Genomic DNA, 24,785 nt, shown 5'->3' with positions numbered 1-24,785 from the left:
GGAATTCAGGTTTCACTCTTTATATTTGCATCTTGATGTCACTTTCTGTAAAACACTTACTCGGAATTCGCGATCTGCAGCGTCAGGATATAGAACTTATTTTTCAAACAGCCGACCAGTTCAAGGAGGTTTTACAAAGGCCGATTAAAAAAGTTCCTACGCTTCGCGATACCACGATTGTCAATTTATTTTTCGAGAATTCTACCCGCACCCGCATCTCTTTTGAGCTCGCAGAGAAACGTCTCGGCGCTGATACCGTTAATTTCTCCGCCTCCGGCTCTTCTGTATCAAAAGGGGAAACACTGATAGATACGGTCAACAACATCTTGTCCATGAAAGTGGATATGGTGGTGATGCGCCACTCTGCCAGCGGTGCGCCGCACTTTCTTGCCAAACACATCGATGTGCCTATCCTCAATGCAGGTGACGGTATCAACGAACATCCCACGCAGGCCCTGCTGGATGCCTTTTCCATCCGCGAAAAGCTCGGCGCCGTGGAAGGTAAAAAGGTTGCGATCTGCGGCGATATCATGCACTCCCGTGTGGCCCTCTCCAACATCTACTGCCTCAAAAAACTTGGCGCTGATGTAACAGTGGTAGGCCCGCCCACCCTGATACCGAAATATATGGCTGCCGCACTCGGCGTAAACGTTACTTACAATATCCGCGAAGCACTGGAATGGTGCGACGTAGCCAACGTGCTCCGCATCCAGCTGGAACGCCAGAACACGCCGCTGTTCTCGTCTCTGCGCGAATACTCATTGGCCTATGGCGTGAACAGGGAACTGCTCGACAGCCTCCAGAAAGAAATTGTGATCATGCACCCGGGCCCTATCAACCGCGGCGTGGAACTGAACTCCGACGTGGCAGACTCCCGTCAGTCCATCATCCTCGACCAGGTGGAAAATGGCGTAGCCGTGCGTATGGCGGCATTATATCTCCTTGCAGGAAATAAATAATTGTCTGAACCAGGATTAAACGGATTAATAAGATTTTCCTGATTGAAGGCGAAGATCAATTCGGATAAAGCCCTTGAAGCGCTCAAAGCGCTTCAAGGGCTTCTTCGCTTACATCCGCTACCATTGATCTTCGCTTTGATCTCGTGGCTTAAATCAGGAAAATCTTATTAATCCGTTTAATCCTGGTTCAGACAATTTAAAACGACACCTTTAACCCCAAGGTATACGACCGGAAAAATGGATAGGCGTTACCGTTATACCCCCCGGCTTGCTCCGGATCATAGTATTTAATCTTCATGTTATTGGTTTCCCAGAGGTCCTGGCCAGAGAAGTATATCCTGCAAGTCTTTACCAGCAAGCGTTTCAGCCAGGCGGATGGCAGCGTGTAACCTATTTGCAGATTTTTAAGACGGATATAAGCGCCATTCATCACCCAGTGTGAAGAAGGCTGGATATTTTGTTGGTCGTCTGCATACAACCGCGGGAACAGGGCATCGGTATGGTTAGGGCGCCAGTAGTCCTGGTTTACGCTCCATGGCTGTTGCCAGCCGTTGACGAAGGGAATGTTATAGCGGGGATCGGGCATCACCTTGCGGTCGGCTACACCCTGGAAGAACACTGAGAGATCAATGCCTTTCCAGCTGAAGCCCGCATCGATACCATAAGAATATTGCGGATCGGTGCTGCCGAGGTATACGAGGTCGTGCTGGTCAATTTTGTTATCGCCGTTGATATCACGGTAGCGCAGATCGCCGGGGCCGGTGGTGTTGCTTTGATAGGCGTGTTGTTTCACTTCGTCTGCGCTGTTGAAATAACCGTCTGCGATATAACCGAACAGGGAAGCATACGGATAGCCGTTCACGCCCTGGTTCCAGCCGGGCTGCGCTTGCACGCCATCGTTGCGCAGCACTTTATTTTCGCTGTGGAAAAGATTGGCGTTGATATACCAGTTGAATAGGGTGCTGCGGCTTCGCCAGCCTACGTTCAATTCCCAGCCGCGCGATCTCATCTCGCCTTTGTTGAAACGCAGTGGCCATGCGCCTTCCGTGGAAGCGGTCAGCACAGGTATCTGCATATCGCGGTTGTACTTGATGAAATAATCGGCGGATAAACTAAGTTGCCCGCGAAAAAGTGTGGCATCCCAACCATAGTTGTTGGTGGAAATATTCTCCCAGCCTTGCGCCTGCGGGATCAGGTTGTGATACACGAAGGGGCTTTGTAGTGGCTGCTGCCGGAAGGTAAATGTTTGCAGACGTTCATCATTAGGAATTACATTCCAGCCATTGACGTTGCCGAGACGGCCCCAGGACCAGCGCAATTTAAATTCATTGAAGAAAGGCAAAGCATTGTTGAACCATTGTTCATTGTTGAGGCGCCAGCCAGCAGAGAAGGAAGGGAAAGCCTGCCATTGCTGCACTACATCGGTTTGCAGGCCGGCCTGGTAAAGGCGTGCGCCGATCAGGTTAGCTTCGATGAGATAGCGGTTGTCGTAATTGTAATTCACTTTTCCGAAGAAGGACGTGAGTGCGCCGGTGATGCGGATCTGCTGCGTTTGCTGCGGCGGCTGCGCAAAGCGGCGGTTGTCTATTTCTCCTGGAGTGATGTTGTAAGATACATCGGTATTTTGTTCGGTGTTGTACGTTTCCTGTGTGATGCCGCCCAGCAGGTGGATATTGTGTTTATCTTTCTTTACGTCGTAATCCGCGAGCAGCTGCGCATTGCCGCCGTTGGCCACCAGCCGGTTCTTTTGCAACATATTGTCCGGTTGTACGTAAGCCACAACAGCATTGCTATTCCACAGCGGGATGCGCTGGCGGCCGAGATTGTCCTGCATGGTGTGCTGCTGCGGGCTGTAGATGAGGCGGAGCGTAAGGCCTTTCAGCAAGCTGTCGGCGCGCAGTGTGAATACGGCATCTACATAATTATTTTTTTCTTCCCGTTGTCCGCCATCTTTGAGGATAGCGTATACCGGCGCGCCGCCTGCGGCATAGTTCATCGTGCCGGGCACATATACCGGCACATTATCAGGCCCGCGGTAAAGCCCTGCCAGCAAGCCATTGGGGCCTTCTACCGCTTGTGCGGGAGAGCGGGTATTGGTTTGTGCGAAAGACACCCGCGTTTCCAGGCTGAAATATTTCGAGAGGCGGTTGCTAAGATTGATGCGGGCATTCACACGATGTGTTTTATCCGGCCCGATGGCGAAGAGGCCCTGTCGCCCGAAATACCCCAGGGACGCGGAAAACTGGTTCTTGTCTGTGCCGCCTTTAACAGACAGGTTATAGTTCTGCACGCCTGTTTTACGCTTGGTGAGCAGCGGCAGTTGTTGGAAATCATAATAATATTTGTAGTAGCCGGGGCGATCGGGATCAAGGGCATAGCGGTTGCCCTGTTTCATCCAGTCGATCTCGAAAGACTGCCAGGGCGCGGGTTTGCCGGCATTGATGGCGGCTTCGTTGGCCATGGCGGCATCGTCATAGGAGTGGAGGCGTTGCGGCAGGCGGATAGGGGTTTCAAATCCCGCAAGGGTATTGAAATCCACCGAGAGCTTGCCGGGTTTGCCGGTACGGGTGGTGACGAGCACCACGCCGCCTGCGCCTCGCGCCCCGTAGATGGCCGCTGCTGCGGCATCTTTGAGGATCGATACGGATTCAATATCATCAGGGTTCAATACGGCCAGCGATCCGGGTACGCCGTCTACGATAACGGGCGTATTGGCCGAAGAGCCGGAAGATACGCCGCGTACCTGTATGGTGAAACCTTCTTTACCGGGTTGCCCGTTGCTGCGCGTTACTACGAGGCCGGTGGTGGTTCCTTGCAAAGCCGCTATCACATTGGCTACGGGTCGGCTTTGCAGGCGCGCGCCCTCTACCTGCGAGATGGCGCCGGTGATATTGGCGCGCTTTTGCAAGCCATAGCCCAGCACTACCAGCTCATTGAGTTTTTTGAGATCGGGTTGCAGCATTACGGAGAGATTGTGGCGATCGCGCACATTCACTTCTTTGGTTTCAAAGCCGATCAGCGACACTTGCAGCACTGCTTGCCCGTTGGCCACTTCTACTTTGAACTGGCCGTCTTCATTGGTGGCATTGCCATTCTGCGTGCCTTTTTCACGGATGGAAACGCCGCGCAGGGGCTGCACGCCATCGCTCACGTATCCCGTGATCTGCCAGCGGGCATTGGGATCGGGCGGTTTGTTATCCGGCGGGGCGGGCGCAGGTTCGGGGTTGTTGAGTGGTATCACGATGATCTGGCCATCATGTATCTCTACTGTAAATTTATTGGGGGAGAAGAGGAGGCGGAGCACATCGCGGAGGGCGGCGTTGTGCACATGAATGCTAACGCCCTTGCGGTTTTCCAGCTCATCGGAAGAAATAGCGAAAGTATATTTAGTTTGTTTTTCGATATCCCGGATCACTGTTTTGAGGCTCACATTGCGGTATTGGAGGGATATCTTTTTAGCAATAGTTTGTTGTGCCGCTGCCAGATGGCCGGCGAGTACCAGGATCGCAATAAAAAAAAGTTCAGGCGCCCTGCCTAACCTGGAAACTGAGCGCAGCGCCTGGGGTACAATTAGCTGCATAAGCAATGCTTCAGGCGCTTGTTAGTAGATCTCTACCAGGTTATTTTTATGTGAGATATTTATTTGCAGGGTTTTCTTGATGATGTCCAATACCTCGTCCAGCGGCATGTTGCGGAAGGTGGCCAGCAGTTTTCTGTCGGCCAGCTGAGGGTTGTTGATGCTCACCTGGATATGATAGCAATCTTCCAGGGCGCCGGCTACTTCAGAAAGCGGGCTTTCGTCGAAGATGAGGCACCTGGTTCTCCAGGCGAGCACATTATTGTTCTTTTTATGTAAACGTGTTTCAATGTCGGTACCTTGATGTTTGAGTGAGGCTTCTACGCCGGGGGTGAGGATCACATTTTTTTCGGCGCCTTTATAGGCGGCGCTTACCTTGCCGGTTTGCACAAATACTTTCACGCCGGCGTTGGCGGCTTTTACGTTGAAAGAGGTGCCGAGCACCCTGATGGCCACTTCGGGGGCATCTACTGTAAAGGGATGCGTATCGTCTTTCGTTACATCGAAGAAGGCTTCTCCTTTATCGATATAAATATTACGGGAAGAAGAGCCGAAGTTGCGCGCGTAACGCAGGGTGGTATTGGCATTGAGATATACCATGGAACCATCGGGAAGATGGAGGCTGTCCTGGTTTTGTGCGGTAGTGATGGTGGTGTATTGTCCGGGGCCGAGCCATATCCAGCTGATGGCAAAGATGGCTATGGCGGCGGCGGCACTCCACCAGTATTTGCGGGAAAGGGAGATGATGCGTCCTTGCTGTGGCGCCGGGGCGGGCGTGGTGGCCGTTGCCGGTGTCTGGTCAAGGATGGCGGACAGGCGTTGCCATTGTTGTTCGGTATCCTGGGCGGAGGCGGCGGGGAGAGGATCTCCATGCCACATATCCCTCATGTCGAGGAAGATATCCAGGTTACCGGGGTCCTGTTGAATCCATTCATTGAGCAGCCTTTTATGCTGTTCGTTGTCCGGATGCTCCAGGTAACGGATCACAATATCTATGTCGGTTTTACTATTCATGGCTACTTATTGATAATACAACCAGCGAAACACTTACCATTAATCGATACTAAAAAAAATTTCCACGGCGTGGAACCGTGGTTATTGCTTATTGATAAGGACTACTCTCAATTTTTTCAAGGCGGTGGTAAGATGTGCATATACGGTATTAATAGAGATGTTGAGTTGATCGGCGATTTCGGCGGGCGACAATCCTTTCAGGCGGCTCAGTTCAAAAACGCGGCGGCATTGTTCCGGAAGTTTTTCGAGGGCAGAGCGGTATTGCGCTTCGAGTTCCTTGTGCTCTAACAGGCTATGGTGGCTGTCGGCCAGCGACGTAGTCTGTAACTGTTCTTTCGTATAGGCGTCTTTCCTTTGTTCTTTCTTGATCCTGTTGAGGCAGGTATTCACCGTGGCTCTGGCCAGATAATGCTGGATGGGGGCGCGTTCATCAAGGTTTTCTGCATTCTTCCACAGGTTAAGGAAAACATCCTGCACCATATCATTGGCATCATCTTCATCCTTCACATAACGTACGGCGATATTATACATAGAAGGAGCAAACTGTCGGAAGACAGCCTCAAACACATCCTTGTTCCGGGTTCTGATACCTTTTACTATTTCGTCGTTACTCAGTTGCAACATGCGCTGATCTTTTGTTTCCTCTTGATACGAAGATAGATATAATAACTTTTTTTCCGCTTTAACATTTTCTTCACTAATGGTAAGCGTCGTTCCGGGTGTATTGTAATTATACGGCCGCTGACGAATTGGGCATAATAACAAAAATCATGCACAAGAGCAGTTCCCGGGACTAGTCATCATCATTTTTAACCATACACAAAATTGAAATGCCATGAAAAAAACAATGACAGGAATGTTCGCCTTAGCCGCCATGATCATGGGAATGACCGCTTTCAAAAGCACCAGCGCTGCTCCGGTAAAAGGTGCCGACAGCATCGCTATCGTATCAGTAGATTCTTTGTCTGGTATTGATACACTGAAAAGCGCAGATACCCTGATGCACATCGATTCGCTGGCCGGCCGCATGGACTCTCTGAGTGCCCGCATGGACTCAATCAGCAATGTAGATTCACTTGGCAGTGTTGACACATCAGCTGCAAAAGGTATCGATTCTCTCTCAGCGATCGATTCCCTGAAAAAAAATGATTCTCTCCGTACAGTGGAAGCTGGCTCTATCACCGGCAAGATCTCTCCTGCCGAAGGTGCTGCTGAAGTAGAAGCTGTAAACGGCGCCGACAAACTGAAAGGTGCTATCTCTCAGGGCGCTTTCACCATTCCCGCTGCTAAAGCTGGCACTTACACCGTAACTATTCACGGTAAAGCGCCATTCAAAAATGCGGTGATCAAAGATGTGAAAGTGGAAGATGGTAAAGCCACCGACCTCGGCGAGATCAAGCTGGAGCAATAAAACCGTACTAGCAACCAACAACAAATACCATCCTCATGAAACCTTATTTGGTTTGATCCATGAAGCTGCATCCTTAATAAGGTGCAGCTTCTTTATGACCCCCAGGGCGATTTTTATTCCCAGGGCTTTTTCATTTTTGGATTTGTTTATTTGGGGATTTATTTATTTGGGTTTTGTGCATATTTCACCCCAGGCTGTTGTGGTAATGCCATATAAGAGAAGCAGACGCAATGAACAGAACGGTTTTTCTTGTAGAAAATGAACAAAATGAATCCATGTTACCTTGGATGATTTTATTAGATTCATTTCGATAATTCCATTGTTCACGAAAAACCAACTCTTATGACTAACCAGAACAGAATCTCTGTGGTAGTCCCTCCGGAAGTACTGCAGCAAACCCAAACCAAATTTGAGGAAATAGCCCAGCTCCTGAAACCTTATCTACAGGTACTTACAAAAGAAGATCGCCAGTCCATGCTCAAAATGGGCGACGGCACCATTCCCTTCGTACAAAAGGCGCTGGATTATGCGCGCAACAAGCCACAGTTTGCGCCGCCTTACCTGGATATTCCGGAAATGGAAAGGGATGTTGCTGCGGCCAATGTTTTTACTTCCATGCACCGGGCATCGGATCAACTGAACTCCAAGTTGGATGATACGATTATGCTGGCGGGCAGTGAAGCATTCCAGGCCGCATTAGGCTACTATAATTCTGTAAAGCAAGCTGCCAGGATGAATGTTCCTGATGCAAAACTCATTTATGAAGACTTGCGGCAGCGTTTTCCCGGCAGACCAAAAGGTAGTTCCAACGGGGAGTAGACGCTATTCCAGGTATTAAACACACACAAAGAGGTGGTAAAAAGGTTTCTTTTACCACCTCTTTTGATGATTTATATACCTCGGGGCTATTTAAAAGTGGTAAAAAGATACCTTTAATAGCCCCGAAGGGTGTTAAAGCATGCTCGCAGCCATTTTTTAATACCTAAAAACTAATTAATTACATTAAAAAGATCATTTTAATATAGATAATGATTTATAACAGAATTAAAATTGTAATAGTCGAAAATCAGCGTTCAAACAAATGGTTGGCTGAGAAACTGAATGTTGCCATAGGCACCGTATAAAAATGGTGTACAAATAAAATGCAGCCAACTGTTGAAACACTTTTTCAAATTGCAGAAGCGCTGGATGTAGACGTGAGAGAACTGTTGGTCAGCACAAAGAAATCCTCATGAAACATTTATCTTTGCGCAACATTTTTTTCGCATGCGCACTATCATCCTGCTTTTCATTTCAAACACCTTCATGACCTTCGCCTGGTACGGCCATCTCAAACATCAGGATGTAGCCCTCTGGAAAGTGATCCTCATCAGCTGGGGCATCGCCTTTTTTGAGTACTGCTTTATGGTGCCGGCCAACCGCCTGGGCGCACAGGAAGGCTTCACCGGCTTCCAGCTTAAAACCATACAGGAGGTGATCACCCTCACCGTATTCAGCCTCTTCGCCATCTTTTTTTTGAAAGAGCCATTGCGCTGGAACTACCTGGTATCCTTCTTTTTCATCATCGGGGCCGTATATTTTATGTTCAAGAAGTAGATAAGCGGTTGTTTTATCAAGTAAGGTTGGTTATCTTTAGCGATACGATATCAACCGAACTAAAACCGCTTTGAGAGAAGAAGCCAACATACAATTATTGGCAGAACGTGTAGCATCACTGGGCGACCAACAGGCCTATAAAGCCCTGTTCCGTATGTTCTATAAGCCACTCAGCCAGTTTGCCTATTCTATCCTGAAGTCGTGGGAAAGCGCTGAGGAAGTAGCTTCCGACGTGTTCCTGAACATCTGGAAGAACAGGGAACGACTGCTGCAAGTGGAAAATCTGCGGGTATACCTGTACGTTTCCACCAAGAACATCGCACTCAACTACCTCACCAAAGCCTCCAGGGTACAGTATTTCAGCCTGGACGAACTAGCGGTTGATTTCAGCGTAAGCTATGCCACACCGGAACAGATATTCATCTCCGGCGAAATGGTGAAACATATAGAAGCAGCCATCAATGCGCTGCCGCCCAAAAGAAAAATGATCTTCAAACTTATCAAGGAAGATGGCCTCAAATATAAAGAAGTAGCACAGATCCTCGATATCTCCGTCAATACCATCGATGTGCATATGGCGCATGCCGTGCGAAAGATCAGTGAGGTGATCAATCTGTCTTTTTACAAATCGAAATAATTACGCGGGCTTGTTTACCATGGCGCGCAGCAGGCCTAGCGCGAGGGGATGAGGCTCGTCCGGGGTGGACTTCACCTGTGGCACAAAGAGCGTGGCGATAAAAAAGGGATGGCCCTCCAGTTCCAGTATCCTGGCTTCATTCATGGAATCGCTGCCCGCGATCCGGAAGCCGTTGTGATGCAGCTGATCCTGGTAGGCAGGGTTCAGGCCGAAATTGCAGTAATAGTTTTCAATGATATGCTCGCCAAGCAAACGGTATGCTTGTGACGACTTGTCTGTAATGCTGATCTCCAGCGCTTTTCCGGCCATCGGGCAACTCAGCGGATTGATGACCAGCTTCGATGCATAGGGATCATATTCCGCATGCTGCGCATCGCTGATACGCAGCACATTCCGCGCAAATTCGATCACCATATGCTGAAACCCGCCACAGGTGCCCAGTACAGGCACATGATTGCGCCGCGCATGGTTGATCAGTTTCAGCACGCCATTGAAATCTTTATACGGGCTTCCAGGCGCAATCCAGAAAGCATCATAGCGCTGTATGATCGATCTGAACCGGCGGATGATCTGATCCGTAGGAATCCAGTCGGTGCTCATCGTTAGCCGCAATGCCGCCCCGGCATGTACGAGCGCGTTTGTTGTTGCCTTGTGTGTATAGGATGCAGGATCAAAATCGCCGACAATGCCTACCCGCGCCCCTTTGGATATTGAGGGATCGGGAGGGTAGATGGTGTCCGTCATCCAGATTTGAGTGATTTGCCGGCCCTGGAGCAGGTCCTTGTAGGCCTCGTCCAGCTGCTGAAATATAGCTATTGGCACCATCGTTTCCCGCGATAGCTGATCACTTATATAAAAATGACGAAAAAGATCATTGGATATCCCGAGCTTTTCGGCAATAGCTCCATGTGTGATGAATTCATTGCGTTTCAGCCCTTCTGCCTGGATATAGTGGATAGTACCGGCAAATGATCTTTTCTGTCCCGATCTTTTTTCTTCCATGATGGTGAAATTAATATCTTATTGGGTGTTTGTAAATGGTGTTCCCGGATGTATTTTATTTTGTTGGCATTGGTGTAGATGGAATCTAACCGGTAATAAAACATGACTATACTGTCCCCGGATAGATAAGATTTGCTGGCGCTTCTCGCTGTGTCCGGGAATAGCGCCATTTGATACTCCATGGTATCCAGGAAATGTTTCAGTTCCTTCCAGCTTGCTTCAGGTCCATGATAGGCGGTGTCTATATGGTCGGAGAGATGGCGCCAGCCGTATTTGTCGGACAATTTTCTGGATTGGGCAAAGAAATAATCGCTCTTGCTGGTGACGCAGGCACTTGTCAACAACAGCAGTATAAGGTAGATGCAAGAGCGAGGTTTCATGAACCATAAAATACATAAAACTTTTCAAAAAAAACTTTCCCCCCGAGTAGTAGATTCTCCCTCATCTCTTGTCCTTCTCTATATAAGCATGCTTTTTTATCATACACATGGAACAGGAAAGAATATGGTTATTGATTGGCAGAAAAGTATCGGGCGAAGCCACCCTGGAGGAATTGCGCGAGCTGGAAGAACTGTTGAAAAATGATCCGTCGCTAAGATATAAATTTTCTGTACTGAGCAACTGGCAGCCGCCGGCCCGCGACGCTATCTGGGACGAAAAGACAGAAAGCGCGCTGGCCCGGCATCTGCAACGCCTGGAAGACGCGCCTGAAACAGGAGAGGAGCTGCCCGAATTCCGGGAAAGCACCCGCACCCGGCGACTGGTAATGGCCTTGTCCTGCCTGGTGCTGCTGCTCGGCGGCTATTGTGTGTTCCTGCTCACCAAGAAAAAAGAGCCCGCACCGCTGCCCGCAGAGATCGCGGAAATACAGACCCGCGACGGATCCCGCTCCAAAGCAGTATTGCCCGACGGATCAGAAGTATGGCTCAACGGCGGCAGCCGCATCACTTATAATCCTGCCATGAACAATGGCAACACCAGGGAAATATTCCTTTCCGGAGAAGCATTTTTCAACGTCGCTAAAAATGCCGACCGGCCCTTTATCATTCACACCGCCCGGATGGACGTAAAGGTATTAGGCACCGAGTTTAACGTGAAAGCCTATCCGAATGATAAAACCGCTGAAACATCATTGATCAGCGGCGCCGTGGAAGTATGGATCAACAACGGGCAAACCCGCAAAGTTTTGCTGGAACCCAGCCAGAAGATCGTGTTGAACATTGCACCGGAAATGCCCGCCACAGCTCCGAAGAACAATGATCAGAACACACATGCATCTGCCGCATTCAAAATAGAAAATGTAAAGGTCAATCCACAGGATAGTGTAGTAAAAGAAACCGCCTGGTGCGATAACCTGCTGGTTTTTGACAATGAGAGCTTTGAAGAAATTGCAACAAGCATGGAACGCTGGTATGGTATACAAATACACCTTGCCAACAATAAACTGAAAACGTATCACTTCACCGGTACCTTTAAAAATGAAACTTTCACAGAAGTATTGGAAGCATTAAAAGTAACGTCACCCTTCCATTACAGGATAGTGGGCAATGAAGTATTTATCAACCAATAAAAAAGTAATGAACAACACAGTAACAGTCTAATCCAAACCTGCGAAAGAAAAAGGGCAAATGCTGGAAACATCTACCCTTTTGTTTGAGTCCACGGCAGTGTCATGGCTAATGGCACGCTGCCGTATTTATTGACCTTTAACAACCTAAATGTATGCAAAAAAACAGACATTCTGTTACGCTATTGCACTTAAGAACCATCGGAAAAGTTTTACTGCTAATGAAACTGGTGTCAATTGTAATGCTGCTCACATGCGTCCATGCGTTTGGCAACGTATATGGACAGCGTACGAGGATCAACGTAAAAGCGGAGTCGCTGCAACTGACACGCCTGTTGAAAGTGATTGAGAAAAAAAGCAACTGCCGGTTCGTATACCGCAACGATCTCATACCAGCCGACCGCACGGTATCTCTCGATATGGCAGACGTGCTGCCGGAAGAGGTGCTGGACAAAGTGCTCCTGAACACAGGACTGACCTATAAACAGCTCTCGGCCAACCTCATCGCCATCGCGCCGGAAAATACCGTGATCGCCGATATCGTGATCACCGGCCGCGTGGTAGATCCCGCAGGCCATCCCATGCCCGGCGTTACCATTCGCATCGCCGGTCTCAACAAAGGCACCGCCACACAAAGCGATGGCCGCTTCAAAATTGAAGCCCCCTCCACCGCCACGCTGGTATTCACTTTCATCGGATATGGCGAACAACGTATACCTGTGAACGGCCGCACCAGCATCGACGTAATCATGAAAGATGATGCCAAAGGCCTCAACGAATTTGTAGTAGTAGCCTACGGCACACAATCCAAAGCCTCGCTCACCGGCTCCGCCACCACCGTGAAATCAGTGTCGTATGATAAAGCGCCCCGCACCAGCTTCCAGGAAAGTTTGCAGGGTAATGTACCCGGCGTACAATCCACCAATGGTTCCGGCCAGCCAGGATCTGTGCCCAGCATACGTATCCGCGGTATCGGCTCCATCACCGCCGGCAGCGCACCGCTCTATGTAGTGGATGGGGTGCCCGTGGTTTCCGGCGATCTCACCAGCTATAACGTGAACTCACTCGCCGGCATTAACAGCGCTGATATCGAAAGCATCACCGTATTGAAAGATGCGGCATCCGCCTCTATCTACGGTTCCCGCGCGGCGAACGGCGTAATCCTCATCACCACAAAAAATGGTAAAGCCGGCAGAACGAAAATAACCGCCTCTGTTCAGCAGGGTATCAACAATCTCACCATCCCTAAAAAAGATTATCCGCTCAATACTTCCGAGATGATCGAACTGCTTCGCGAAGGATGGATGAACGCTTCTCCTGGCAATACAGAAGCCACTTTCCAGAACCAGATCAAAGCGCGTGGCATTGATACTACCATCAATACAGACTGGGTAGATGCGCTCACCCGCAACGGTAACTTCACACAGGCCAACCTCTCCGCCAGTGGTGGTAACGAGAAAACGAAGTTCTATGCCTCCGGCGGATACTATGAGTCTAAAGCAGCGCTGCGCGGCGTAGACTACAAGCGCATGACGGGCAAATTGAACCTCACTAATCAAACTACCAACCGCCTTTCTTTCGATGTGAACCTCGCCGTAGGCTATCAAAAATCCAGCGCAGTAGGCGATGCCGGCGGCTTCGCCAACCCGGTACGTTCACTCGTTCGCTTGCAGCCATGGCTGCGCGTTTACAACGACGATGGTACATATGATTTCAGCTACAATAGCACCTTCAATCCTGTTGCCGTTATTAATAACGTGCAGCGCGAAGGTGTGATCTATAACCTGCTTGGCGGCGTAGGCGGCAAATATAAATTCAGTGAAGACTTCGCATTCGAAACCAAATTGAGCCTCGACCTGAGCTATGCGCGCAGCCGCTTTTTCTATCCGCCGAACTTCGGCGATGGCCGTAACTACAATGGTTATGGCGGCGTTACCAACAGTCTTTGGAACAACTGGGTATTCACCAACATCTTCCGTTATAACCATCGCTTCGGCGTACATGGCGTGAGCGCTTTTGTGGGTTACGAATCACAGAAAACAATCAATACCAATAACAGCACTGCCGCCAGCAATTTCCTGCCGGATATGAATCAGCTGGCAGGCGCCTCCAAGCCGGAATCCGCCAGCTCCACCGGTACTTCCAACTCGCTCACGGGCCTCTTCCTCAACGCGAGCTACGACTACAACCAGAAATACTATCTCACCGCCTCTATACGCCGCGATGCCTCTTCCCGCTTCGGCAGCGAAAAGAGAAGCGCGAATTTCTGGTCGGTAGGTTTGGCCTGGAACGTTTACAAAGAACTGTTCCTGATGGATGTGAAAGGACTGGATGAACTGAAACTCCGCGCCAGCTATGGCAGCAACGGTAACCAGGCGATCGATAACTTCGCATCGCTCGGATTATACAGCTCCGGCGCTGATTACGACGGTCGCCCGGGGTACGTGCTGTCACAATTCCCGAACAAATACCTCACCTGGGAACAGAACAAACCTTTCAACGTAGGTATCGATTTTGCCGTACTGAAAAATCGTTTATCCGGTACCGTAGAATATTATGAGAGAACCACATCGAGGTTATTGCTGAACGTACCGGTATCGTCTACCAATGGCGTTACCACCGTGTTCCGTAATAATGGAGAGATGAAGAACAGCGGGATAGAAGTATCGCTGTCGTCTAAAAACGTGATACCAAAGAAAGAAGGCGGTTTCTCCTGGAATACCGATTTCAATATCTCTACACTCAAAAATACCATCACCAAACTGGATAACCCGATGACCGGCACTTTCAAGAGAGAAGTAGGTCAGGACTTTTACCAGTACTACCTGGTAGGATATGCCGGCGTAGATCCGAAAACAGGAGAGGCGCTGTGGTATAAAGATGATAGCAAAACATCTACTACCAATGTATATGGCCAGGCTGGCCGTTTCTACCAGGGCAGCGCGCTGCCGAAATTTTATGGCGGTCTTACCAATACCTTCAGTTTCCGTCGTTTCGACCTGAGTTTCCAGCTGTATTACAACTGGGGCAACAAGGTATATGATAGCTGGGGCACCTTCACGGAATCCGATGGCAGTGGCGGATTTAGCGCTACCGCTAAAATGTCGCGCAACGTTTACAAGAACCGCTGGCAGCATCCCGGTGATATAACCGATGTACCGAAAGTGACTTTTGGCGGCACTCAAACCGGTTTGAGTAACCAGGCATCATCCCGTTTCCTTTATGATGGCAGCTATATCAGGCTGAGAGATATTACCATCGGCTATAATCTTCCTACAGCACTGATCAGAAAAGCAAGGATAAGCGATCTGCGGATTTATGCGAGGGCCAACAACCTGTGGACGTATGTAAAAGACAAGCACCTGACCATGGACCCGGAAACCCCGGTAACAGGGGATTTCGACCAGCGTCCGCCCGTGTTCAGAACATTCCTCGTAGGTCTTGATCTCAGTTTCTAATCCATCATCGAAATAAATCTGCAATCATGGTAAAACAATATAAACATCATATCATCACGCTGGTAGCAGGTTTCCTGCTCAGCGCCACTGCTGCCTGTAACAAAGACTTCCTCGAACTGAAACCGGAGCAGTCCACAGATGTAAAAGACGCCGTAAAAGACTTGCCCACCATGCGTGCCGCCATCAATGGCGTGTATTCGCAAATGCAGAGCGAAACCTACTACGGGCGTACCTTTTCGCTGTTGCCCGACCTGATGGCCGACAACGAATACATCAGTGTGATCAACAGTAACCGCTACCGCAACAATGACCAGTATGTAGTTACTTCCAATGATGGTAACGCTGCTGATACCTGGAACCAGCTGTACAACATCGTGGCCAATGCCAACCTGATGATCAGCAAAGGGCCGAAGATATTTCTGCCGTCTACCGCTGCTGATACCACCGAGGCTACCTCCTTGCTGGCCGAAGCCTATGCCGTAAGAGCGCTGGCCTTCTTCGACCTCGCGCGTTTCTATGCAAGGCCTTACACGTATACTGCGGATGCATCCAGTCTGGGCATTCCGCTGGTAACCACTACCAATGTAGATTCCGTGCAGTCGCCTGTCCGCGCTACGATCAAACAGACCTATGATCAGATCATCGGTGATCTTTCCAGGGCCTGTGATCTTTTTGTGAGCAGCAAAAGCAAGTTTTTCAACTCGGGCAGGATCAACCTGCAATCCGCCAGGGGCCTGCTTGCACGAGCATATCTCTATAAAGAAGATTGGGTAAGGGCAGATTCTGTAGCCACCCTTGTCATCAATTCTAAAAATTATACCCTGCTCGCCAACGATAAACTCGTGAGCGATTTCAAGAACACGGGCAATTCCGAAACGATGTTTGAGGTGATCAATACCGCTACTGATAACCGCGGTACCAACGCCCTGAGCTATTTCTATAGCCAGAGCGGCTATGGCGACGCACTGGCCACTGATGATGTGTATAAGCTGTATGCCGCTACAGATGCGCGTTTGGGCTTCCTTACCCGGGGGCGCCGCGCTGGCGGTGGTGAAAACCCGGCGAACATCATCACTAAATACAAAGATGTGAACACTTTCCTCGAAGCCATCAAAGTGATGCGCTTTGCGGAAATATACCTGATCCGCGCCGAAGCGCTGGCACGCCAGGGCAAGGAGCCCGCCGCACTTGTTGATCTCAATGTGATCGTGAAAAGGGCTGATCCCGCCGCTACGCCGGTTGTTGCCGCAGGTGCGCAACTCTTGCAGGCCATTCAGCTGGAAAGACGTAAGGAGCTTGCTTTTGAAGGTCATCGCCTGTTTGATCTCACCCGTAGTAAACAATCGTTTACCAAATACCTGACGGGTGGTAAAACTATTGCTGTAGCGGCATCCAACCCGAAGGTAGTATTACCGATCCCGCAAAGGGAGCTGGATGCCAATCCCAACATCCGCGGCCAGCAGAACGAGGGATATAATTAGATAAATAATTTTCACGCAAAGGCGCAAAGGAGCAAAGCAGCAAAGTACACACTTTGCTGCTTTGCTCCTTTGTTGCTTTGCGTGAAAAACAACCGCTTAACCAAAATCTCTTCTCCGGCATCAATTAATTACTATTTTTGAAAATCCGTAAATCACGTAATAGTAATGATTCAAAGAATCCGTACCGCACTGGCTTTGCTTTTGCTGCTTGCAGCAGGCCTGCCGGCGATGGCGCAACCTTCGCCCGTGTGGAATGCCGCAGATATTAAATTGCAGCTCAGGAAGCTGGATACGCTGGGCAGCGTGCTATATCTCGCCGCTCATCCCGATGATGAAAATACCCGTTTGCTCGGATACCTGGCCAAAGAGAAATTGTATCGTACCGGTTATCTGTCGCTCACCCGCGGCGATGGTGGCCAAAACCTCGTCGGCAACGAACAGGGCGAGCTGCTGGGGCTTATCCGCACACAGGAGCTGCTGGCAGCACGCCGCATCGATGGAGCGGAGCAGTTCTTCACCCGTGCACAGGATTTCGGGTTCTCCAAAAATCCTGATGAAACATTTACGATCTGGAACAGGGAACAGATATTGGGAGATGTAGTATGGATGATCCGCCAGTTTCAGCCGGATGTGATCATCTGCCGCTTTCCCGCTGATAGTCGCGCCGGTCACGGTCATCACACCGCTTCCGCCATGCTCGGCGCTGAAGCTTTTGCCGCCGCTGCCGACCCAACACGTTTTCCTGAACAACTCAAATATGTAAAACCCTGGCAAGCCAAACGCCTGCTGTGGAATACTTTCAGCTTCGGTAATACCAACACTACTTCTGAAGATCAGTTCAAGCTGGATGTAGGCGTATACAACCCGCTGCTTGGCAAAGGCTTTGGCGAGATAGCCGCTGAAAGCCGCTCCCAGCACAAGAGCCAGGGCTTCGGTGTGCCCGCGGGCCGTGGCAGCTCACAGGAATATTTCCTGCCCATCAAAGGCGATGCGCCGCATCAATCTCTCATGGATGGCGTGAATACGGGCTGGTCGCGCCTGAAGGGCGGCGATGCTATCGGCGCATTGGTAGATAAGGCGATTGCCAATTACAACATGGAAGATCCCGCTGCCTCCGTACCGGCGTTGCTCAATATCCGCAAAGCGATACAGGCACTGCCCGATGGCTACTGGCGCAATCAGAAACTGAAAGAAACCGAACAACTCATCTTTGCCTGCGCAGGCTTATGGGCAGAGGCTTACAGCGCTTCGCCCAGCGTAGTGCCGGGCTATAAAATGGAGGCCTCTGTGCAGCTGGTAAACCGTGGCAATGTGCCCGTAACGCTGGAACAGATCAGTCTTCCAGGCAATGATCATATCGCGGCTAAACAGGAGTTGTCGTTTAACAAGCTCACTACCTTAGGTAACACGATCACAGTATCGGAAAATACGCCGGTATCAGAGCCTTATTGGTTATCGGCGCCACATCCGGTGGGGACTTATATGATCAGCGATCCTTTGCTGGTAGGCCATCCGGAGAACATTCCGGCACTACAGGCTACTATCCGCCTGCTGATCGGCGGCCAGGAATTCAGCATCCAGCGGCCCTTGCAATATAAATATACCGACCCGGTAAAAGGGGAGTTGTATGAACCGCTGATCATCGCACCGCCGGTAGTTGCTAATCTCAACAACCAGGTATTCATCTTCACCGATCTTACTACGCAGTCTGTACCAGTGAAAATAAGAGCAATGGCCGATGGCGTGAATGGTACCGTGGAGCTGAAACTGCCTGCCGGCTTCACTGTCAGCAATAATAGTCAGTCGTACAACCTGGCAAAGAAAGGAGATGAAACGGAAATACGTTTCAACATAGCGCCTTCAAAAGCCGCTATGGGCAATCATACCGGTACGCTCACCGTTTTATTGCATTGTAACGGTAAAGACTATACGGAAAGCATCCAGCAGATCCGTTACGACCATATCCCGGTGATCACGCTGTTTCCGCCCGCGGAAGCGCGCCTGGTAACCGTTGATCTCAAACACAATGGCAAGAGACTGGGCTACATCCCTGGCGCCGGCGACATGGTAGCCGCCTCACTCCGGCAGGTGGGCTATGATGTTACTGAACTGGGCGAAAAAGAGATCATGGGCGGCCAGCTCGATCAATACGACGCCATCATCGCCGGTGTGCGCCTCTATAACGTGAACCCACGTATGAAATACTGGCAACCACAACTGATGGAATATGTGAAGAACGGTGGCACGCTGCTGGTACAATACAACGTGAACTCCCCGCTGGTGCTCAACGACCTCGGGCCGTATCCTTTCAATCTTTCCCGCGACCGCGTCACGGATGAAAATGCAGCCGTGCATTTCATCGACCCGAAAGACCCGGTGCTGCATTATCCCAACGATATCACCGCAGGTGATTTCGACGGGTGGGTACAGGAACGCGGACTTTATTATCCTTCCGGCATCGACAAATCTTACGATAAACTCTTTACCATGCACGACAAAAACGAGCCAGCGCTCGATGGCAGCACGATCGTTGCCAGCTATGGTAAAGGCAGATATGTATACACGGCCTTGTCTTTCTTCAGACAGCTGCCTGCCGGCGTACCTGGCGCCTATCGTTTATTCGTAAACCTGATTTCAGCAAAAAAGTGATGCCCGACAATGAGCAGTAAAAGAACAGAACAGAACAGGCCTCGCCTCCGCATTGCAGCAATACTTTGCATCCTGCTCGGATTGGTGATCGGCTTCGAAATTAAAAGAGTACATATCGGCTTACTGATAGGAATCGCACTGGGCCTGCTCACCGGCAGCCTGTGGAGTAAAAGCCGGGAATAATATTTACGGATTCAGGGATTTTTTGATTTACGGATTTACATCAATCAAAAAATCCCTAAATCCCTAAATCCATAAATAAACCTGTAATTCACATAACCATGACAGAAAAAGATCTGCATGAGGAGAAACCGCCATTATTTCCATCCTGGAATTATTGGTATGTATTAGTAGTAGCCTGGTTGCTGTTGCTGATCATCCTCTTCTGGTTATTCACCAAAACATTTTCATGAGTGTTCTCGACTGGGTTGTTCTTGTTTGCACGCTGACAGTGATTATCCTGTATGGCGTCTGGAAAAGCAGGGGCAAGCAAAATATGGAAAGCTATTTTCTTGGTAACCAGGCAATGCCCTGGTATATTGTGTTGTTGTCGATCATCGGTACACAGGCCAGTGCGATCACTTTCATCTCTGCACCCGGACAGGCTTATACCGACGGTATGCGCTTTGTGCAATATTATTTCGGCTTGCCGCTGGCTATGGTCGTGCTTTGTATCACGTTTGTACCCATCTTCCATAAATTAAAAGTATATACTGCTTATGAATTTCTCGAGCAGCGTTTCGACCTGAAAACACGAACGCTTACTGCCTCGCTGTTTTTAATTCAAAGAGGATTATCCACGGGGATCAGCATCTGCGCGCCTTCCATTATCCTGTCGTCGTTGTTGGGATGGAACCTGTATTGGACGAACATGGTGATGGGAGGCCTGCTGATCATCTATACGATGGCAGGCGGCACCCGTGCTGTATCCTACACGCAAACGCTGCAACTGGTGGTGATCTTTGCCGGCATGTTTCTCGCCGCCTGGATGGTGATCCATCTGCTGCCGCCGGATATCGGATTCAAAGAGGCTTTAAAGGTATCGGGGAAGATGAACAAGCTGAATGTGATCGTCACGAAATTTGACTGGAATGATAAATACAATATCTGGAGCGGCCTGATTGGTGGCTTCTTCCTGGCCTTGTCTTATTTCGGAACGGACCAATCGCAGGTGGGGCGCTACCTCACGGCCAAATCTGTAAAGGAAAGCCGCCTTGGCTTACTCATGAACGGCCTCGTGAAAGTGCCGATGCAGTTTGCCGTGCTGCTGATCGGCGCCTTGGTATTTGTATTCTATCTCTATTTCCGTGCACCTTTATTTTTCAACCAGGCAGAGCTGGCGAGGGTACATCAAACCGAGCATGGCGCTGCCTTACAGGAGTTGGAGAACAAATATGCCACCCTCTCTGCGCAAAAGCAGCAGCAGGTAAAGCAGCTGGCTGCCGCACTGGAAGGCCATGATGAAAGCCGCATCAGTACTGCGCAGCAGGCATTACAGCAAACAGAAGACCGCTCACAGGCCCTGAGAGGGGAAGCGGTGGCGCTCATCAAAAATGCTGACCCCGCCGGCGATGCGAGCGATACCAATTATATTTTTCTGCACTTCGTGGTGAATAGTTTACCTAAGGGACTGGTAGGATTGTTGATCGCCATCATCTTCCTCGCGGCCTGGGGCAGCATTGCCGCAGCTTTGAACTCGCTGGCATCAACTACGGTCATCGATGTATATAAACGGCTGTATAGAAATGATGGATCGCCGGAGCAATACCTCCGCATCTCCAAAATGTGGACGCTCATCTGGGGCATTTTTTGTATTGCCGTGGCGCAATTCGCGAGTGGCCTGGGCAGCCTCATTGAAGTGGTAAACGTGCTGGGGTCCTGGTTTTACGGCGTAACGCTCGGCATCTTCCTGGTGGCTTTCTATTTCAAACGCATTGGTGGCACCGCCACCTTCTGGGCCGCCATCCTCGCAGAGATCATCGTCCTGATTCTTTTCTGGCTCAACAAAGTCTCTTTCCTCTGGCTCAACGCCATCGGCTGCATATTGGTAGTGTTATTTGCAGCTGCGCTGCAAGTGTTGATGTCAGGCGAAGGTAGTCTTGCTCAGGATTATTCTGATTGAAAGGATTACAAGGATTTTTTTCAGGATTAAAAAAGATTAAAAAAAGATTGATGGGAAGATATTAGCGATGGTAGCCCTTGAAGCGCTCAAAGCGCTTCAAGGGCTGGAACCTTGTTGATCTTCTCACAAATCTTTTTTTAATCTTTTTTAATCCTGAAAAAAATCCTTGTAATCCTTTCAATCAGAATAATCCTGAGCAAGACTACCTTCGACCTTATTTCATTGTCGCCAGCAGCCTTTTATTTAGTGCTACGTAGTCGTCGCTTTTGGCGGCTTTGGCTAGTTCTGTGGATTTGAGAGCTGCGGCTTTGGCGGTCTTGTAATCCTTTGCCAGTGCGTGGATGCGGGCCTGTTGGTAGAATACCCAGAAGGCATCCGGGGATTGTGCCGCGGCCTGATCGATGTATTCAACAGCTTTTTTCACATCTTTCATTTCATCGGCGTAGAACATGGCGGCCTGGAAATAAGGTTTCTTATCTCCCTGCATGGCCTCATTCAGTTGTGCGATGATCTTGTCTTTGTTATCGGCGATGATCTCGACAGGTACTTTTGTTTTATCCCAGCTGATGGCCATGATCATGGAAGAAGGCAATACTTTTTCGAAGGCGATGGTGAAGCTCTCTTCGGAGAAGGGCAGGTTCACAACATTCGCGGTAACGCGGGCTACATCTTCTTCTTGTTTGTAGTCGGCCGGTTTGGTGATGTTGAGGTTGCTGGAGAGTATCACGGTCCATTGTTTCGGGCCGGGAATGGTTACCAGCCCGTATTTGCCGGCTTTAACGGCTACGCCGCCGAACTTTACATCTTCGCCGAAAGTGATGGTGGTAGCGCTGTTGGCGCCTGTTCTCCATACTTTACCATAAGGTACGATATCGCCCATGATGGTTCTTCCTTTGATCGCAGGGCGGGAATAGCTCAGTTCTACATTGGAGAGCGAGAAATCTTGTTTCACCAGCTGGGTGGGGCTAGGGGCGGGCATCTTCACGCCTTGCGCCATGGCCGAACCGGCAAATAGCAATACGGCACATCCGGCAGATGTGGCAAACGTTCGCAATGTTTTCATATTTAGTAGTTATTGGTGGCAGGTTTATTCGATGATCCCGTTTCTGAAAGCGTATAGCACCAGGCCCACGCTGTTCTTGACATTGAGCTTTTCCAACAGCTTTTGCCGGATACCTTCTACGGTGCGCGGACTCAAAAATATTTGCTCTGATATTTCCTGTGTGGTGTATTCGTTACAGATCAGCTTCAGTACTTCCTGTTCGCGATCGTTGAGCTGCACTTCATTTTTCAGTGTAGGTTTGATCTGCTGTTTGGTTTTATGCAGTACTTTTTTGAGCAGCGCCAGGTTTACATTTTCGTTGAAGTAGAAACCCTTGTCGTAGGTAGTGCAGATGGCCTCATATATTTCTTCCGGCTCTGCATTCTTGAGCAGATAGGCGTTGGCGCCATTTTCCACGAGGTGTACGATGAAGTTGTCATCTTCATACATCGTGAGTATGATCACCTTTACGTCGGGATATTTCTCTTTTACTTTGATGGTGGCTTCTATGCCGTCCATGTTGGGCATCTTGAGATCCATGAGGATGACGTCAGGGAGTTGTTTCTCCATGATTTGCAGCAGGTGTAGGCCATCGTCGGCTTCAAATACGATGCTGATATTTTCGTATGGAATAAGTGTGTTGATCACTCCACTGCGAAAGATCTTGTGATCATCCGCAATTGCCACTTTGATATGGTGTGCCATAGGTGGACAGTTTACAGAGAAAATGCTATTAATTTACAGTTAATAAATTGCTGTAGGTCATGATGTTAGAGGCGCCAATCACTACCGGTTGGCAAGTTAGTAATAAAACAACATAAGTATCAACTATTCTGTGCGGGCGACTGGTAATTTTCGACTGTGATTTGAGCAATGGTGCCTTTAGGGGTGCGCTGGCTGAAGTTGATCTGGCCGTCGATGATGTTCAGCCGGCTCTCGATATTTTTCAGTCCCAGGCTGCCGGTCTTCTTTTTGGATTCGTTGAGCGATTGCAACAGTGCGCCGTTTCCGTCATCTTCAACAAGTATGGTTAGCAGGGAAGGGGTGGTTTGATAGGTGATCAGCACCTCTTCGGCTTGCGCATGTTTCAGTATGTTGTTAATAAGTTCTTGTACTACGCGGTATACGTTCAGTGCCTTTTCGCGGTCTACCGGGTGGCCGTTGCCAGCTGTCCGGAACGCGATCTTTACCTGTTTGTTTTTGTTCATCAGGTTACAGAAAGAGTCCAGGGCATGGGCAAGACCAAGGTTTTCCAGTGCTTGCGGGTGCAGGCTTTGGGAGATGAACCGCAATTGCTGGATGATGGTATCAGTAAATTCTTTGGTTTCTTTCAGGCGTTCCGATTCACCGTTGCCGGTTTTCATATAGGATTGCAGGCCGCCAATGCTGAGTTTCAGTACAGAGAGCTGTGCGCCCACCTCGTCGTGGAGGTCTTCTGCAATACGTTTGCGTTCCTGTTCCTGTCCTTGTAAAACGGCGAGTAGGCGTTCACGTTGTAATTGCAGGTCTTTGTCGCGAAGCACCAGTTTATGCTGGATTACCTGCTTCTGCTGCAACATCACGAGCAATATAACGATGACCCCCATGATCAACATTACGGTAGAGCCAATGACGATAATATCAACTATTCGCATAGCTCGCCTTTTTTTCTTTTGTAAGTCCTATATAGAAGAGGATCATAGATATTGTACCAACGAAATAGATACTTGATAATACCAGCGTAATTGCCATCAGCGGCGTCATGCCCGCTTCAATGATGAAATTATAGCTGATGTTGAACATAAACGAAGTACAAAAATATAAAAATATCCCGGCATTATACCAGAATGAGGGAAGGGAGTCGATATAAATGGCGCGCTCTATCAGGTCTTTGTCGCGCAATAACTGAAGAAAGAAGAAAATACCATAAAAAATGATCACGAAATTTCTTGCGCCGGCACTGATGGAGTTGAAATTCTGCATGCCTTCAATGAGGAAGAAGTCAATGAGAAAGATGATGGTGATGATGACAGGCATGATCTTGATCACCATTCTCATGGTGTCGTTCTTGATAATATGCCAGTAAAAAATTGACAGGATAACAAATTGGACGAGGTTCATTACACTGAAAAACCAAAGGTTGTTACCAAAAAGTTTTTGTATAACATAAGAGCCGCCGGCAAATACCACGGAGCTGGCAATGTAATACAGGATTGATTTCCCGCTAACATCCAATGACTTGAATTTAATTATAAAGGGGATCAGTACCACGCACTCGATCCCCATCATAA

General features: G+C 49.3%; 21 protein-coding genes and 1 pseudogene. 13 read left to right on the top strand and 9 right to left on the bottom strand.

All coding sequences use genetic code 11. The features are described 5' to 3' along the window. Nucleotides 1–35 precede the first annotated feature (35 nt). A complete protein-coding gene (locus FPG75_RS25405) occupies nucleotides 36–959 on the top strand; it encodes an aspartate carbamoyltransferase catalytic subunit (RefSeq protein ID WP_201748013.1) in 924 nt (307 codons plus the stop codon). 196 nt (nucleotides 960–1,155) lie between these two features. Here the strand turns inward: FPG75_RS25405 and FPG75_RS25400 are convergent, their stop codons facing one another. The 3 genes from FPG75_RS25400 to FPG75_RS25390 all read right to left on the bottom strand — a co-directional run bounded on the left by FPG75_RS25400 (nucleotide 1,156) and on the right by FPG75_RS25390 (nucleotide 6,174). Continuing rightward, nucleotides 1,156–4,539, bottom strand: a complete 3,384-nt coding sequence (locus FPG75_RS25400) for a SusC/RagA family TonB-linked outer membrane protein (protein ID WP_143310854.1) — start codon at nucleotides 4,537–4,539, stop codon at nucleotides 1,156–1,158. Nucleotides 4,540–4,560: 21 nt separating this feature from the next. Then, on the bottom strand, nucleotides 4,561–5,550 hold the full coding sequence (locus FPG75_RS25395; protein ID WP_143310853.1) for a FecR family protein: 990 nt from the start codon (nucleotides 5,548–5,550) through the stop codon (nucleotides 4,561–4,563). Nucleotides 5,551–5,631: 81 nt separating this feature from the next. Further along, a complete protein-coding gene (locus FPG75_RS25390; RefSeq protein ID WP_143310852.1) occupies nucleotides 5,632–6,174 on the bottom strand; it encodes an RNA polymerase sigma-70 factor in 543 nt (180 codons plus the stop codon). A gap of 211 nt (nucleotides 6,175–6,385) precedes the next feature. On the opposite strand from FPG75_RS25390, the gene FPG75_RS26285 reads away from it, so the two are divergent. The 5 genes and pseudogenes from FPG75_RS26285 (at nucleotide 6,386) to FPG75_RS25365 (ending at nucleotide 9,194) form a co-directional block, all read left to right on the top strand. After that, nucleotides 6,386–6,961 (top strand): carboxypeptidase-like regulatory domain-containing protein, encoded by a 576-nt coding sequence (locus tag FPG75_RS26285; protein WP_236652900.1) that lies wholly within the window; start codon nucleotides 6,386–6,388, stop codon nucleotides 6,959–6,961. Nucleotides 6,962–7,303: 342 nt separating this feature from the next. After that, complete coding sequence (locus FPG75_RS25380; protein WP_143310851.1) at nucleotides 7,304–7,780, top strand: hypothetical protein; 477 nt, start codon at nucleotides 7,304–7,306, stop codon at nucleotides 7,778–7,780. 317 nt (nucleotides 7,781–8,097) lie between these two features. Then, nucleotides 8,098–8,196 (top strand): annotated as a pseudogene (locus FPG75_RS26345) (transcriptional regulator); the annotation flags it as partial. A 31-nt stretch (nucleotides 8,197–8,227) separates the two neighbouring features. Then, nucleotides 8,228–8,557 carry a DMT family protein gene (locus FPG75_RS25370; protein WP_143310850.1) on the top strand — a complete coding sequence of 110 codons (330 nt, stop codon included), beginning with the start codon at nucleotides 8,228–8,230 and terminating at the stop codon, nucleotides 8,555–8,557. 70 nt (nucleotides 8,558–8,627) lie between these two features. After that, entirely contained in the window at nucleotides 8,628–9,194 is a 567-nt protein-coding gene (locus FPG75_RS25365) for an RNA polymerase sigma factor (protein ID WP_236652899.1), read from the top strand. Here the strand turns inward: FPG75_RS25365 and FPG75_RS25360 are convergent, their stop codons facing one another. Then, nucleotides 9,195–10,196 carry a CTP synthase C-terminal region-related (seleno)protein gene (locus tag FPG75_RS25360; RefSeq protein ID WP_143310849.1) on the bottom strand — a complete coding sequence of 334 codons (1,002 nt, stop codon included), beginning with the start codon at nucleotides 10,194–10,196 and terminating at the stop codon, nucleotides 9,195–9,197. Then, nucleotides 10,124–10,576 (bottom strand): hypothetical protein, encoded by a 453-nt coding sequence (locus FPG75_RS25355; protein ID WP_143310848.1) that lies wholly within the window; start codon nucleotides 10,574–10,576, stop codon nucleotides 10,124–10,126. Before FPG75_RS25355 ends, FPG75_RS25360 begins: the two co-directional genes overlap by 73 nt. Nucleotides 10,577–10,683: 107 nt before the next feature. Here FPG75_RS25355 and FPG75_RS25350 point away from each other — a divergent pair, with 107 nt between their 5' ends. The 7 genes from FPG75_RS25350 to FPG75_RS25330 all read left to right on the top strand — a co-directional run bounded on the left by FPG75_RS25350 (nucleotide 10,684) and on the right by FPG75_RS25330 (nucleotide 21,473). Then, nucleotides 10,684–11,766 (top strand): FecR family protein, encoded by a 1,083-nt coding sequence (locus FPG75_RS25350; RefSeq protein ID WP_143310847.1) that lies wholly within the window; start codon nucleotides 10,684–10,686, stop codon nucleotides 11,764–11,766. 218 nt (nucleotides 11,767–11,984) lie between these two features. After that, the gene (locus tag FPG75_RS25345; protein WP_161596921.1) at nucleotides 11,985–15,221 is read left to right on the top strand and encodes a SusC/RagA family TonB-linked outer membrane protein; all 3,237 of its coding nucleotides are present in this window, start codon (nucleotides 11,985–11,987) and stop codon (nucleotides 15,219–15,221) included. A gap of 26 nt (nucleotides 15,222–15,247) precedes the next feature. Further along, entirely contained in the window at nucleotides 15,248–16,702 is a 1,455-nt protein-coding gene (locus tag FPG75_RS25340) for a RagB/SusD family nutrient uptake outer membrane protein (protein ID WP_143310845.1), read from the top strand. 165 nt (nucleotides 16,703–16,867) lie between these two features. Further along, the gene (locus FPG75_RS25335) at nucleotides 16,868–19,351 is read left to right on the top strand and encodes a PIG-L family deacetylase (RefSeq protein ID WP_143310844.1); all 2,484 of its coding nucleotides are present in this window, start codon (nucleotides 16,868–16,870) and stop codon (nucleotides 19,349–19,351) included. A gap of 9 nt (nucleotides 19,352–19,360) precedes the next feature. After that, entirely contained in the window at nucleotides 19,361–19,534 is a 174-nt protein-coding gene (locus FPG75_RS26105) for a hypothetical protein (RefSeq protein ID WP_161596920.1), read from the top strand. 98 nt (nucleotides 19,535–19,632) lie between these two features. Then, nucleotides 19,633–19,764 carry a hypothetical protein gene (locus FPG75_RS26335; RefSeq protein ID WP_262712076.1) on the top strand — a complete coding sequence of 44 codons (132 nt, stop codon included), beginning with the start codon at nucleotides 19,633–19,635 and terminating at the stop codon, nucleotides 19,762–19,764. Continuing rightward, nucleotides 19,761–21,473, top strand: a complete 1,713-nt coding sequence (locus FPG75_RS25330; protein WP_143310843.1) for a sodium:solute symporter — start codon at nucleotides 19,761–19,763, stop codon at nucleotides 21,471–21,473. Before FPG75_RS26335 ends, FPG75_RS25330 begins: the two co-directional genes overlap by 4 nt. Before the next feature lie 214 nt (nucleotides 21,474–21,687). Here the strand turns inward: FPG75_RS25330 and FPG75_RS25325 are convergent, their stop codons facing one another. From FPG75_RS25325 to FPG75_RS26280, 4 genes are all read right to left on the bottom strand, one after another. Then, nucleotides 21,688–22,536, bottom strand: coding sequence for a DUF2911 domain-containing protein (locus FPG75_RS25325; RefSeq protein WP_143310842.1), 849 nt, complete (start codon nucleotides 22,534–22,536; stop codon nucleotides 21,688–21,690). A 24-nt stretch (nucleotides 22,537–22,560) separates the two neighbouring features. Beyond that, a complete protein-coding gene (locus FPG75_RS25320) occupies nucleotides 22,561–23,220 on the bottom strand; it encodes a response regulator transcription factor (RefSeq protein ID WP_143310841.1) in 660 nt (219 codons plus the stop codon). 119 nt (nucleotides 23,221–23,339) lie between these two features. Beyond that, nucleotides 23,340–24,149, bottom strand: coding sequence for a sensor histidine kinase (locus FPG75_RS25315; RefSeq protein WP_143310840.1), 810 nt, complete (start codon nucleotides 24,147–24,149; stop codon nucleotides 23,340–23,342). Then, complete coding sequence (locus FPG75_RS26280; RefSeq protein WP_144695905.1) at nucleotides 24,136–24,783, bottom strand: hypothetical protein; 648 nt, start codon at nucleotides 24,781–24,783, stop codon at nucleotides 24,136–24,138. The genes FPG75_RS25315 and FPG75_RS26280 overlap by 14 nt, the downstream gene beginning before the upstream one ends. Nucleotides 24,784–24,785: the final 2 nt, after the last annotated feature.

It is taken from the genome of Chitinophaga vietnamensis, from assembly GCF_902167635.1.
Taxonomy (GTDB): Bacteria; Bacteroidota; Bacteroidia; order Chitinophagales; family Chitinophagaceae; genus Chitinophaga; species Chitinophaga vietnamensis.
This window is presented reverse-complemented; position numbering and strand designations above follow the sequence as displayed.